The sequence below is a fragment of the Scytonema hankhaensis NUACC26 genome (assembly GCF_045865695.1).
Lineage (GTDB): Bacteria > Cyanobacteriota > Cyanobacteriia > Cyanobacteriales > Nostocaceae > Scytonema.
In genome coordinates, this window is record NZ_BAACAP010000208.1 from 12,919 (window position 1) to 26,919 (window position 14,001).

A 14,001-nucleotide genomic window follows, 5' to 3' on the forward strand; every position below is an offset into this window, starting at 1 on the left:
GAGTGACGGGCACCAATCCCGTACCACAAGATGGATAATTTATTTCTTGGACATCCTTTAACTCTTTCAAATAGTTAATTTTACCTGCTTAATGCCTTGACGCAACTCGCGCTGTCGCTTGAGCCAAGACTGTCGCACGGGATGGCGAATTAAAGGAGCAAACTGACTCGCTCCCCATCTCAGGAAGGCACTTTTTCCTAGTCGTTCCGCAAGATGTGCTTCCTCAGCTTGAAGTTTCTGTGCTCTAACAATCTCTGGTTCTCGCTCGGCTTGAATCTGTGGCAGTGCTGCATCAATTGCTTCATATCCGGCTCCTGAATGCAACAGGGGAACGAGATGATTTGCTGTAACAATAACATCTCGTAATGCCGTATTAATACCTTGGGCGCGGATAGGTGACATGGGATGTGCGGCGTCTCCTAAAAGTAATAATCCTGGTGCATACCAGCGCGGACAGCGCCCAACGACAACGGATAATAACACGGGACGTTCAATAGTTTGAGCATTTTGCAGAAAATGCTCTGCTAACCATGGGGGTGATGCGGAAGCAAGCTTAACAGACCAATCGATGTGTTTCCAGTCTAGGGAATCTCGTTCGCGTAGCGCCCAGCCTACTTGGAGATTGCCTTCTGAGGAGTGGAACAAACCAAATGCATTCGTGTCTTTAAGAATTGAATAAAAAATATTTTCAGTTTTAAAGCGGGGGCTATCTGCTAATTTAAACCACAGAATGTCAAAGCTTTGAGATTGTTGCTCTAGATCTAATTTGGCACAATTCCGAACAATGGAATTACGACCATCTGTCCCAATGACTAAATCGGCAGAAAACGAGCGATCGTCACCTAGTTTTACACCAGAAACCCGTTTGTCATTCCAGTGTAAATCTCTGACGGTTGTACCTTGCACGAATTCAAAATTGGGATAGGTGCTGGCAAGATGAATTAATTTTTCGAGGAGGGCGGGCTGTGAAACGAGGGTGCAAGGTTTACTACCTGGTTCTAATGGTTCGTTCACTCGAAATAAGGTTCGGTTGTTGATGGAGAATTCCCAAGCGTCTAGGGGGCGATGGGGAATGGATTCTAGCACGGGTAGTAATTCCATCTGTTCTAGGGCATCTAGTCCACTGGGCATCAGTCCTTCACCGCGAAATACTCTTTGGAAATTACGCGATGCTTCAATGAGTTTGACTGATATGCCTCGTTTGACTAGGAGGAGTGCTAGTGTTGCACCAGTTGGTCCTGCTCCAACAATGACAACTTGATTCATATTAAGTTATTGAACTTTAGCTTGTACTATTTTAATGGAACCGCACTCTGTAGCGGATGCACGCTGATGAAGATAGATTTTTTTGGGATGAGTTCAGTTTTTGTACGTCGTTTTTTGCTTTCGTTGGCAGTGGTGTTGCTGGTGTCTGTGTCGTTACCACTTCTAGCACGGGAATCTTTGACTACAGCACAGATGAACGCGGCTCTGTTAAACAGTGTTGATGTCTCGGCTGCTCGAGGTAGTGTTGGGATTGGGGTTTTAGATTTGAAGACTGGTAAAAGTTGGTTTCGTAATGGCAAGCAGCGTTTCCCTATGCAAAGTGTGTACAAACTTCCCATCGCGATCGCAGTTTTAAAGCGGGTGGATGACGGTAAGCTTGCACTCAACCAACCTATAACTGTCACTCGTCAAGAACTTTCGCCACCATGGAGTCCGATGAGTCGGGAGTTTAAGGGTAACAGTCAACAATTTACGGTTCAAAATCTTCTCGAACGTTCTGTTGGTATTAGTGATAATACGGCTGCTGATGTTCTGGTGCGGTTGGTGGGTGGAACTAGACAAGTTAACGCGATTTTAAGTGGGCTGAAAATTCACGATGTCCGTGTAGATAGGTTGGAGCGGCAATTACAGCCTGATTGTGTGGGGCTGACAAATTTTCGTCCAGAGTTAGCTGATGAAAAAAAATGGTCTGAAGCCGTACAAAAGATTCCCGATAGCGTTAAAAAATCTGCTTTGGAAAAGTATCTTGTAGATCCTCGCGATACTGCCACTCCTGAAGGTATAGTTGACCTTTTGGCTAAGTTACAATCCAATCAGTTATTGTCTCAAAAATCGACTGCTTTATTACTCAAAATTATGACTGATTCCCCAACAGGAGCAAAGCGTCTGAAAGCAGGAATACCTAATAATTGGTCTATTGCACATAAGACTGGTACTGGTCCCGATGTTGTTGGAACAGGTACTGCTACAAATGATGTTGGTATTGTGAGTTCGCTCAATGGAAAACGAGTTGCGATCGCTGTATTTGTAGCTGGTTCAAAAGCTCCTATAGAAGCTCGCGAAAAAGTGATGTCTGATGTTGCATCGGCAGTTGTCAAAGCAGTAGAGTAAGAAAGTCTTTTCGTTCCTGTCTGGCGGACACTTTTATTGTTGTCTGGTTCTCTGGTAGTTAATGGAGTTTATATCGCGAGACAGTTCATGTTTTTTTGGAGATATCCGCCAGACAAATTGTTCTCTAAATATTATCAGTATATAATATTCTTGGACGGCGATCGCTATTTCTGTACAACTTCGTATGGACAAAGCTTTTCTATCCTGTTCCCAATTTTACAGGCACTGGATATTTTATGCTGAAATTTGGGAACACTGAGTATAGTTTAACCTCTCAGGTTGCTATGCAATACTTGCTCTACCCGATCGCGATCTACGTCCTGCTGATTGTTCTTACGTACTTTATCACCTTTTTACAACTTCGTAAGTCAAGGCTCCAATACCCAAAATACCAGCTTGAAAACGCTAACACAGTACCAACATACCGCAAACAGCTATTTCAGGCTTCAATAAAAGAATTAAAGGAATTTGGGTTTCAACCATGTAGTTATTTACTGGTTCAACCAATGGTTAGGCTCGATCCTCCTACAACTTGCGAGCTTTTACTCTATCACAAAGCGTATAAAACCTATGCTATAGTTAGCATTCGTCGTCCAGCTGAAACCATTAATCTATTTGATATAGAGTTTTTCACCTTCTTCCGAGATGAAAGCCTACTTGTAACTATGAATGGTAAAGGGTACAGTGTTTTTGGCGATACTCCTAATGCCATTATTCAAGATGCATATACAACTCAAACTACTATTCAATGGCAAGCTCATGAAAATAAATTAAATCAGTTAGCTGCTAAGGTACAACCTTGGAGTTTAGCACCTGAAATTTTTGCTAAAGCTCTTCAAAAATACGTCAAGAATTACGTTGACTGTTTGCTGAAGAAAAAAGAAATCTTACCTACTCAGGATTCCGATTTATTTCGATTGCATTGGCTAGTTGCTTTAAAAATGACAAAAAAGACCGTACAGGGTGCTAATAAGGCATCAGGATTGGTCGCACAGCGCAAGCAACATGCTAAAACAAATGGGACTCTTCCAATCGAAATCCCTGTAGAACTGGAAGTGGAACAATTCCAATGGATGGAGTTCCAGCAAAAAGGGCTCTTAGGAGGTAAATTACGGACTTGGTTGCTATTGGGAAGTTTGTGTTTGTTTATTGCTAGTTATACGAAGTTGTTTGCAGTTCAAAGCTTAATCATTTTTGTAGCAGTTCTGCTGTTTCATGAAGGTGGACACTTGTTAGCCATGAAACTTTTTGGCTATCAAGACACATCTATGTTATTTCTACCTTTTTTAGGTGCAGTCGCTACCGCTCGTAAAGATGATGCTACACTCGCTGAAAAATTTTGGGTTTCCCTAGCAGGTCCGTTACCAGGATTAATTCTTGGTGTAGGATTGGCGATCGCTTGTCGCAACGGTGGTTACTCTGGTTGGGTAACAGAAACTGCTTGGATGTTGATTGGTTTGAATTTATTTAATTTACTTCCTGTCTATCCTTTAGATGGAGGTCAAATTGCTAATTTATTGCTGTTTTCTCGATTTCCTTATACTGATGTTCTGTTTAAGATTTTTGGTACAGTTATTTTGGGATTGATAGCCATATCTCAACCAGGATTTTTATTATTAGTTCTGGTGGTTCTTTTTAACATTCCGTCGAACTTTAGAACTGCAAAAGTTAACTCTCAGGTACAAAAAGAACTAAAACAAGAAAAACCCCTCAACCAAGAAAGCCTTTTGCATTCTATTTTCAATAAGTTAAAGCACCTGGGTTATGGAGATTTGCCTTTTAGTAAGAGGTATGTATTGGTAAAAAATCTAATTGAGCGTCACTATGAATCTTATACTAAGTGGACAACAGTTTTTCTTCTTTCCCTTGTTTATTGTGGTAGCTTACTTGGGGGGATTGCTGGAAGTTTGAGTGCAATCTCGCCCAATTGGTTTAGGGTGGCAGTTTCTCTATTTGAAACACCCGAAACAATTAGAAAACGTGCAGTTGAGGTCAGAAAAGAAGAAATTGAGCGTGCAACTGAAGCGTTGCGTTTAAATTCTAAGAACACTCATGCTTATATTAGACGAGCACAACTACGTCTCGCCTTGGGCGATGATAAAGGAGCCGTTGCAGATTATGACCGGATTGTGCAGCTAAACCCCAATAATGTTCCCCATCGTCTCACTCGGGCTAGTTTTCATCTACGTTTGCGAAATTACAAGAATGCCATTCAAGATTACGATTGGATTTTAGGCTTAAATCCTAATGATAGTCGAACTTACCGTAGAAGGGCGCAAGCACGTAATTTGTCAGGCAATTACAAAGGTGCTATTACTGATTATAGCACAGTTATCAAGTTAAATCCTAACAATTCTTTGTCTTATCTGGAACGGGGACAGGTTTACCTACAGTTAAAAGATTACAAAGCAGCGATCGCCGATGCAAACTCTGCTCTAAAAATTGATTCAAAACAACCCGAAGCTTATGAACTTCGTGGTAAAGCCCGCCATCATTTGGGAGATCGGCAAGGTGCGATCGTAGATGCACAAATAGCGAATAAGCTTTACCAAGCTTCGGAGTCAGAGGCAGAAATTTAAATGAGGGCTAACCCTCCAGGAGCGCTGACTCCCCTTAAAAAGCTACGGTGTACACACAAGTCTTTTAAAGTGCTCTCTTGTGGTGCGGGCGTCTCGCCCGCTACCTGTATAGAACGGGCGAGGACGCTCCGCAGTCGCCTCAACGGGGGAAACCCCCGCATGGTTCGCGAGTGCGTCTCCGATAGGAGATAGGGGCGCTGCTCTAGGTCCCACAAGATGAATAATTTATTTCTTGGAAATCCCATATTTTATTCCTAAAATAATTGCAGCGCTCGTTAAATTCAACCCATTGCCTCGTTAAATTTGTATTTAAAGATACTTTTAAACTTAATATTTATATATTCTTTAGCTAGAAGTTAGATGTGATAGTAGTAGTTATTTTAGTGAAAGCAGCAAGACAAATTCTGCTTGGGATACTACAGAGTCAGTTCCAATTCCAACACTATTATACAAGGAAAGGTAAATGCTCGGTCACGATATCATCGTTGTTGGAGCCTCAGCCGGCGGCGTAGAAGCGCTGACGAAACTGGTAGCCCTTTTGCCTAGTGACTTGCCAGCTGCAATCTTCATCGTCGTTCACGTTTCAGCGCAACATAAGAGCTTCTTACCAGATATCCTCAAGCGCCGTAGTTTATTACCTGTGGCTCATGCAAAAGACGGTGAGCCTATTGAGCACGGGCGTATCTACGTAGCACCGCCGGACTACCACTTGCTAGTTAAACGCGGCTATATCCGCCTAGTGATGGGTCCTAAGGAAAATCGCTGCCGTCCGGCGGTCGATCCCTTGTTTCGCACAGCAGCAAAAGCGTACAAAAGCCGAGTGGTTGGTGTGGTGTTGTCGGGGGCGCTTGATGACGGAACTGCAGGACTTATAGACGTGAAAAAACTTGGCGGTGTAGCAGTCGTTCAAAATCCCGATGATGCCCTGTTTTCCGGAATGCCCAACAGTGCCATCCAACACGTAGACGTCGATCGTATCCTGCCACTGGTGTCAATAGCTCCTGTTTTAGTACACCTAGCTTATGAACCAATAACAACACAAGGATCTTTGAATATGTCTAACGAGAGCGAACTGGAAATGGAACCCGACATTGTGGAACTCGATGGGGTAGGTTTACGGAGCAACAAACAGATTGGGAAAAGCGCGAACTTAAGTTGTCCAGATTGCGGCGGTAGCCTGTTCCAACTCCAGGAAAGAAATTTCCTCCAGTTCCGCTGCCGCGTGGGTCACAGCTTCTCAGCAGCTAATTTGCAGGCGGCGCAGGCTCAAGTCCAAGAGGAGGCACTGTGGGCAGCAATTCGTTCTTTAGAAGAGCGAGCCGAGCTGATGTTAAACATGGCTGCCAATGCTCGCTCCAGTAACCGCACCCAGTCAGCAAAGCTTTTTGAAGCGCAGGCTATTGAGGCGCAACAGCGCTCTGACCTCATCCGGCAAGCACTGTTCATGGGTCAATTGCCTGCTAAGGTTACTGAAACCACAACTAACCCAGTACCTAATAAGGAGACGCAACAAGAGCTAGTTGCCGACAAAGTGGTGGTACTGGTAGCAGGTGACGGTGGGATAAGCTCCTTAAGTGAGATCCTAGTTGCCTTACCACTGAACTTTCCGGCAGCCATCATCATAGTACAGCACTTGGACAGCCAATCCAACTCTAGCTTAATAGCGGACGCTCTCAGCTACTCAGTAGCTTTGCCACTCAAGCTTGCACAAGAAGGAGAGCCATTACAACCGTCTATTATTTACTTTGCTCCCCCAAACGAACACCTCTTCGTCACTCCAAACAGTACCTTCTGCCTTTCGCAGGCGACATTCGTGAATTTTGACCGCCCTTCTGCCGACTTGCTGTTTCAGTCAGTGGCAGCTACTTTCAAACAGCGGGCTTACGCCGTAATCCTCAGTGGTACAGGCAACGATGGGGCTTTGGGAGTACAGGCAATTCATCAGATGGGCGGTAAAGTAATAACTTCTGATGAGAGTACTAGTGACTTTTTCGATATGCCTAGCGCTGCTATTGCCACCGGAACTGTAGATTTTGTCCTCCCAGTTAACGAGATTGCTTCAAGCTTGTTAAACCTAGTGACTTGAGCCTCTCTCCCGCTCCAAATACGTTCCCGCCACCAGCAATCCAATAAAAGTGAACCCAGAAATGTACCGATGATGGCTGCTGTAAGAATAAGTAAATTCTGATAATTTGCATTCATAAGATAAGTAGCTCCTGATGACTTTGCTCGGAATCATTTTACCGAGTTAGAATGTTGGAAAGTTGTTTGGGTTCGACTGTCTCTCTTGTTTGACTACACTCTTAATAATGAGTAGCGCACTAAAGCCGATGGACGTCAGCACAAAGTTTGTGGCGTGACCATACTCAGAATTACATATGTTTGAAATTCAGTAATATTACGATAATTATTAGTAATTTCTTATTTAGATTTATCAAGATAATAAGATCTCTTTACTTTTGGAGAACGATCGCTTTACCCTTTCGCTCCCTAAAAAGGTTATCAATTAAGTGTTCTTTCTAAGATCTACCAATGATATCTCGCAAAATCAAATTTGCTTTTTTTAGTATATTTGCTCTATTGATTGTTTCCTCTACGGCGATCGCTGATTCAATGACTATTAACGGTTCCGGTGGTGATTACAGTTATGAAATTTGGCGGACAACAGATAACAAGAGCTACTACTTAAAGGTATGGGAGCGTCAATCTAACAGACAAGGCGCACCACTGTATACTGTTCGTAACTTTGACTCCACCGGCGAGGCTCTAGATTATTTTGATTGTTATTATGTTCGCAAATCTTGTTAAGTAGATTATCTGTCATTGGTTATTTGTTAAAAGTCTTCTAATTCTCGATACCCAATGGCTCTTATGATTAAGTTATATGACGAAAAGTTATTAAGTATAAAGGATTTGATTTTTAGAGATTTTTGTTAACGTTCTGTGACACAAAGAGTTGGTTAATACTGATGCTCGAGCTAAATTAATATGTGGGTCAATACAACACATAGAAGTTCCATTTTGAGGAAATTAACTTTCTGGTGACAAGCATTTTACCTTTCATTAAGTGGCTCTACAGATTTTATTAATTTCTCCAAAAATGGTAAATTAACATACAATTTAAAAAGACACTTTACTGTAAGAGTGAGAGGGAATTATGAGCCGTCCTATAATACTTGGTATTGTTGGCGATAGTGCTGCTGGTAAGACAACATTGACTAAGGGGATTGCTCAAGTTCTCGGTCCGGAGAACGTTACGGTTATTTGTACGGATGATTATCATAAATACGATCGCAAACAGCGTGCTGAAATTGGTATTACTGCATTGCACCCTGATTGCAACTATCTGGATATTATGCAGCAGCAGTTGTCACAATTACGGATCGGACAGCCAATTCTCAAGCCCGTTTACAGTCACAAAACGGGAACTTTTGAACCCCCTGTGTATATTAAGCCAAACAACTTTGTGATTGTAGAAGGGCTATTGGGTTATTCCACTCGTATTGCGCGTGACAGCTTCGACGTTAAAGTATATCTTGCACCTCCCGAGTCTGTGCGTGCTACATGGAAAGTGAAGCGAGATACCCAAAAGCGAGGTTATACGGAAGAACAAGTTCTTGAAGAACTCAGAAAACGCGAACCAGATTCAGAAGATTTTATTCGTCCGCAAAGGCAATGGTCTGATATCGTGGTGAGTTTCTACCCGTATAATGATGAGTTAGACCAAGCGAATGGGGATTTGAATGTTCGTCTAGTACTCCGTCCTACCATTCCACACCCTGATTTTACCCAAATTATTAACTACGGTAATGGTATGGAATCTGCAATTCGCCTGGGATTGGATAGGGACATGGGTAAACCTGTGGATGTTTTGGAAGTTGATGGTCATGCCACTCTAGAGCAGGTAAATAAACTCGAACAGATTCTCTGCTCTGATATGCCGCATCTGAAAAATATATGCGATCGCGAAGGGAATCCAGAATTAGGCAAAGTCGCTGGTACCACGGGAGAAACCATTCAAAGTAACCCGCTTGCTATCACTCAGTTACTGATTACCTACCATATGCTAAAGGCTACGCAAATTCACTATTGACAGTGAGCAGTGACCAGTGACCAGTGAGCGATCGGATCGAGGTACAGGCAAATATTAATTTTTTTTTCAAAAAATAATTAGTTTCAAAGTTTACAAGGGATTTCATGGAATAAGTGAATGTATCATTCTTATCTTCCGCTCTCTTGTATGACTTATAGCCTTAGAATTGCTGATATGCCCATGACCGAACGCCCGCGAGAGCGATTGTTAACATACGGTCCCAAAGTTTTGGCTACAGCCGAGTTGATAGCAATTCTGCTAGGTACCGGTCAAGGAGCTGGAAAACTTTCTGCTGTGGGTCTAGGGCAGTACATTTTGAATGAATTGGGCAAACACCAGCATGAAGATGAGCCTTTAACGATTTTGCGAGATGTGAGCGCCGCCGAGTTAATGCAAATTCATGGAATTAAAGCTGCGAAAGCAGCAACCATTGTGGCAGCAATTGAATTGGGTAAAAGAGCATTTCTATCTCGTCCTGGAGAAAAGACGATTGTTGATAGCCCAGCTGTGGCGGCTGCAGCCCTCAGCCAAGACTTAATGTGGCAAAATCAGGAGAGGTTTGCTGTTGTTCTGTTGGATGTGAAAAACCGTTTGTTAGGAACGCAAGTGATTACAATTGGTACTGCAACAGAAACCCTAGCTCCACCTAGGGAAATTTTTAGAGAGACGATCAGGCAAGGAGCAACAAGACTAATCGTAGCCCACAATCACCCATCTGGAAACCTTGAACCCAGTCAAGCGGATATTGAATTAACTCGTCAGTTACTCGTTGGGGCAAACTTATTGGGCGTTCCTTTACTCGATCATTTGATTTTAGGTGATGGAACTCATCAAAGTTTGCGGGAGATCACAACTTTGTGGGAAGAATGCCCCCAAGGAGATTGAGAAAAATTAACCTTTTAATTGGAAAATCATAACTATGCCAATTTACTTGCATTAACTCATCTCATGGACACAATTAAATACGTTCTAAGTGAAAACCAAATGCCTACAGCTTGGTATAATATCCAGGCTGACTTGCCGCAAGAGTTACCACCAGTTTTAAATCCTGGTACTGGTAAGCCAATTACACCAGACGATCTATTACCTCTGTTCCCCTTAGCACTGATTGAGCAAGAAGTTAGTCAACAAAGATGGATTGACATACCAGATGCAGTCCGCTCTATTTATTGCCAATGGCGACCGACTCCTCTTTATCGCGCTCGTCGTTTAGAACAAGCCTTGGATACACCTGCAAAAATTTACTATAAATATGAAGGTGTTAGTCCTTCTGGAAGCCACAAACCGAATACTGCGGTTCCCCAGGCTTACTATAATAAACAAGCTGGAGTAAAAAAGCTAACAACTGAAACAGGAGCGGGACAGTGGGGCTCGTCTCTAGCTTTTGCTGGTGCGCTATTCGATCTAGAAGTTTTAGTTTACATGGTCAAGGTTAGCTACCAGCAAAAGCCTTACCGCCGAGCATTAATGGAAAGCTACGGTGCAAGGGTAGTTGCTAGCCCAAGCGTTGAAACTGCAGCCGGACGCAAAATTTTAGCACAATACCCTGATAGCACGGGCAGTTTGGGGATTGCGATTAGTGAAGCTGTAGAAGTCGCTGCTGCTGATGAACACACTAAGTATGCTTTAGGCAGTGTTCTCAATCACGTACTGCTACATCAAACTGTAACTGGGCTAGAAGCACTGACTCAACTAGAAATGGCAGGAGATTACCCCGATATTGTTATCGGCTGCACGGGTGGCGGTAGCAACTTTGCTGGCATTACCTTTCCATTTATTGGTGCTAAACTTCGAGGAGAACGAGATATAGAAGTCATAGCTGTTGAACCAGCAGCTTGTCCCTCATTAACTCGTGGCAAATATGCTTATGATTTTGGCGATACCGCCCACCTGACTCCACTCACCAAGATGCACACTTTGGGGAGTGGATTTGTACCAGAAGGTATCCACGCCGGAGGCTTACGCTACCATGGTATGGCTCCTCTGGTCAGCCATATTGTGAACTTGGGATTAGTTCAACCACGTGCGGAATACCAACTCGGTTGCTTTGCTGCTGGATTAACTTTTGCACGCGCCGAAGGAATTTTGCCAGCACCAGAAGCTAACCATGCAGTCAAAGCAGCGATTGATGAGGCTTTGCGTTGTAAGTCAACTGGAGCGAGCAAGACGATTTTGTTTAACCTTTGCGGTCACGGACACTTTGATATGCAAGCTTATATCGATTATAAAGCAGGACGGCTTGTTGATACCGAATATAGCGCTTCTGAGGTGGCAATGGCTCTATCTGGATTACCTATAGTTGAGTAGTTAAGCTGTTGTGCTTTGAAAATTGCACGAGAGAACGAGCGAGGACACTCGTACCACTAAAGAAACGGTTTAATTTCCTCAAATCCCTTAAAAATGCCATATGACTGAACAAGAATTGTTAGAAGTAATGAAACTCTCGATTATTAATAGAGACTGGCAAGGTTATCTGAGTTTTCGCCGTCAGCTCATCGCTCTCAATCCCAAATTTCAAAGCAAAATGCGGGAATTCTACGGAGCACTATCGGATGCCGATTTAATTGCGTATGCAGATTATTTTGGTTTTGACCAAAAACTACCAACCCATATAAAGGAATACTTGAAAATTAAGGAAAAAGCCAAACAAGAAGAAAGGGAAAGGCTTGCACAAGAAAGAGTGACAGCCTTGGAAACGAAGTTTAAAAGCTTGAAACCTATATTACGTAAACCTTCTAAAGATGAAAATTTATAAAACATAAGTAACAGGGGTACTAGCTTTTTTTGGCGTTGTTGAACCAACCTATGAATTATTTTTTAGCCTCACGCAAAGACGAGGCAGCGCGTTGCTCTGGTTCCCAGAGTTGTAGTGCCTGCCGTCGCTAAGACGCTAAGGTTTTTTGCGCCTTTGCGCCTTTGCATGAGATTTTTATACTATCAATCAGCAACGCCCTTTTTTTTAACTGGTACTACCTTTCCAAAAATTTGAAAATAAGGCATTGGGCATTGGTTGTGGTACTTTCCCGTGAATGACTATACTCGAACTGATAAATTTACTCCCTTTTTGCTCTAAAATTACCGCTCTTTGTTGGGTGGGCACTACCCACTGTTTGCTGTTGTATGGCATAGCCCCACCTACTGGAATTCTACAAATGATTTAAGATAGCTATTATATATAAATAAAGTCTGCCTTCTCTTATTAATTATGTTATTGAGTAGAGAAAAAACAGCATTTTACTTGAAAGATCTGGAAACACCAGTAGGCAAAGCTATTAATCTTACTATTGCTAGCTTAGTTTTACTATCCTCCGGGATTTTTGTAGCAGAAACATACAATATTCCTGATGCTATTCGATTAAACTTAAATGTAATAGATACCGTAATATTGTATGTTTTCACAGTAGAATATGTACTCCGTCTTTGGAGTGCAGAAAATAAGATTCAGTATATTTTTAGTCCCTATGCAGTGATTGACTTAATGGCAATCTTACCTGTTTTTGTAGGAACGGTAGACATTAGCTTTATTCGGCTACTAAGGTGGTTTCGGATTTTAAGATTAATTAGATTTATAGATAAAAAGTTTTTATTTAGTATTGATACTGAAGATGGCGCGATCTTTGCACGTATATTGTTTACTCTATTTGCTATTATCTTTGTATACTCTGGATTAATTTATCAAGTAGAACATCCTGTAAATCCAAAAGTTTTTGTGACTTTTCTGGATGCTTTTTATTTCTCTGTTGTCACTATGACAACGGTAGGTTTTGGTGATGTGACTCCTATTTCTAAATTAGGGCGTCTGTTAACTGTATTCATGATTTTGACTGGTGTTGCTCTGATTCCTTGGCAAGTGGGGGATCTTATTAAGCGATTGTTCAAAACAGCCAATCAAGTAGAAACAACTTGTTCTGGTTGCGGTCTTCTTTTTCACGATGTGGATGCTAAATTCTGCAAGATTTGTGGAACTAAGTTGCGTTAAGGGTTAGTAGGGATGCAATGTCTTGCGCCCGTAAAATGTATAAGCGATCGCATTATTCTTAATATGACTTGCGGTAGAAGCCTAATCTTGTCTCGTGAAATTATTGTAGATTACAAGAATTGTAAAGAATTCATTTCATTTACAGGATAAATGTACTCACCTCGTTTCATGAATTGCTTGGTGTCTATAGTGGCAAGCATTGTTGCTGGAACATTTCTGCACTCCACGACTACAAAATATAAGGAGAGTTTTACCAATTATCAGCAGATCCAAGCACAAGAAGCGCAAACATTATCAGTAGAACTTCCTCAACAACAAATTCCTGTTGTTAGCTTTCCTCTTGATGTCTATCCAGTTGTAAAGTTGTCAGAAATTACATTGCCACAGATTCAAGTGCAGGCAAATAAGCACTTAACTATAATCACGATACCAACTCATTTATTATTTGAGTGTGGTAAGCATCAAATTGCTGCAAAAGCAGAGAAGATATTAAATCAAGTGAAGCAAGCAGTCAATAATCGGTATTCGGACAGTTGGTTACAAATTTTGGGCCACAGTGATTTTAGAGGTAGTAGCAAGGATAATTTTGAACTATCAAAACGGAGGGCTGTAGCCGTACAACAGTGGTTAAGCAAACAACATGACTTCAATGCCTCAATGGTGACTGCACAAGGTTATGGTGAATCTCAACCGATTGTATCAAATCAGTCATTTGATTGTTCCGATCGCGCCTTTGTAAGGCAAAAGAACCATCGTATTGAAATAGTTATCCAGAAGCTCGACCATCAAGTATGAGCTATGATAGTTCCAATTGTTACCATAAGAATTTCTTAAGAATTCATCAAAAACTTTACATTCTTGCAAGAATAGAGTTTAATCTATTCTTGAGATAGATGTTTCAAGTAAAAATTTATAGATTGGCAATCATTCTACTGTTTTATCAGTAGAGCGTAGAATATTTTGCATCTATCATC

General features: G+C 41.9%; 11 protein-coding genes. 10 read left to right on the forward strand and 1 reads right to left on the reverse strand.

Annotation, left to right across the window (positions count from 1 at the left end; all coding sequences use genetic code 11):
- Positions 1 to 66: 66 nt before the first annotated feature.
- A complete protein-coding gene (locus ACKTT2_RS25655; protein WP_407891859.1) occupies positions 67 to 1,266 on the reverse strand; it encodes an FAD-dependent monooxygenase in 1,200 nt (399 codons plus the stop codon).
- An 87-nt stretch (positions 1,267 to 1,353) separates the two neighbouring features.
- On the opposite strand from ACKTT2_RS25655, the gene bla reads away from it, so the two are divergent.
- The 10 genes from bla (at position 1,354) to ACKTT2_RS25705 (ending at position 13,822) form a co-directional block, all read left to right on the forward strand.
- Positions 1,354 to 2,376 carry a class A beta-lactamase gene (bla, locus tag ACKTT2_RS25660; protein ID WP_407891861.1) on the forward strand — a complete coding sequence of 341 codons (1,023 nt, stop codon included), beginning with the start codon at positions 1,354 to 1,356 and terminating at the stop codon, positions 2,374 to 2,376.
- A gap of 236 nt (positions 2,377 to 2,612) precedes the next feature.
- Complete coding sequence (locus ACKTT2_RS25665; RefSeq protein WP_407891863.1) at positions 2,613 to 4,955, forward strand: tetratricopeptide repeat protein; 2,343 nt, start codon at positions 2,613 to 2,615, stop codon at positions 4,953 to 4,955.
- A 463-nt stretch (positions 4,956 to 5,418) separates the two neighbouring features.
- Positions 5,419 to 7,041: a chemotaxis protein CheB gene (locus tag ACKTT2_RS25670; protein WP_407891865.1), complete on the forward strand. Its 1,623-nt coding sequence runs from the start codon at positions 5,419 to 5,421 to the stop codon at positions 7,039 to 7,041.
- A gap of 446 nt (positions 7,042 to 7,487) precedes the next feature.
- Positions 7,488 to 7,763, forward strand: coding sequence for a hypothetical protein (locus tag ACKTT2_RS25675; RefSeq protein WP_407891867.1), 276 nt, complete (start codon positions 7,488 to 7,490; stop codon positions 7,761 to 7,763).
- 349 nt (positions 7,764 to 8,112) lie between these two features.
- The gene (locus tag ACKTT2_RS25680; protein WP_407891869.1) at positions 8,113 to 9,048 is read left to right on the forward strand and encodes a phosphoribulokinase; all 936 of its coding nucleotides are present in this window, start codon (positions 8,113 to 8,115) and stop codon (positions 9,046 to 9,048) included.
- A 147-nt stretch (positions 9,049 to 9,195) separates the two neighbouring features.
- A complete protein-coding gene (gene radC, locus ACKTT2_RS25685; protein WP_407891871.1) occupies positions 9,196 to 9,933 on the forward strand; it encodes a RadC family protein in 738 nt (245 codons plus the stop codon).
- A gap of 63 nt (positions 9,934 to 9,996) precedes the next feature.
- Positions 9,997 to 11,355, forward strand: coding sequence for a TrpB-like pyridoxal phosphate-dependent enzyme (locus ACKTT2_RS25690; protein WP_407891873.1), 1,359 nt, complete (start codon positions 9,997 to 9,999; stop codon positions 11,353 to 11,355).
- 100 nt (positions 11,356 to 11,455) lie between these two features.
- Positions 11,456 to 11,803 (forward strand): hypothetical protein, encoded by a 348-nt coding sequence (locus tag ACKTT2_RS25695; protein ID WP_407891875.1) that lies wholly within the window; start codon positions 11,456 to 11,458, stop codon positions 11,801 to 11,803.
- A gap of 450 nt (positions 11,804 to 12,253) precedes the next feature.
- The gene (locus tag ACKTT2_RS25700) at positions 12,254 to 13,027 is read left to right on the forward strand and encodes an ion transporter (RefSeq protein WP_407891877.1); all 774 of its coding nucleotides are present in this window, start codon (positions 12,254 to 12,256) and stop codon (positions 13,025 to 13,027) included.
- A 189-nt stretch (positions 13,028 to 13,216) separates the two neighbouring features.
- Positions 13,217 to 13,822 carry an OmpA family protein gene (locus ACKTT2_RS25705; protein WP_407891879.1) on the forward strand — a complete coding sequence of 202 codons (606 nt, stop codon included), beginning with the start codon at positions 13,217 to 13,219 and terminating at the stop codon, positions 13,820 to 13,822.
- Positions 13,823 to 14,001: the final 179 nt, after the last annotated feature.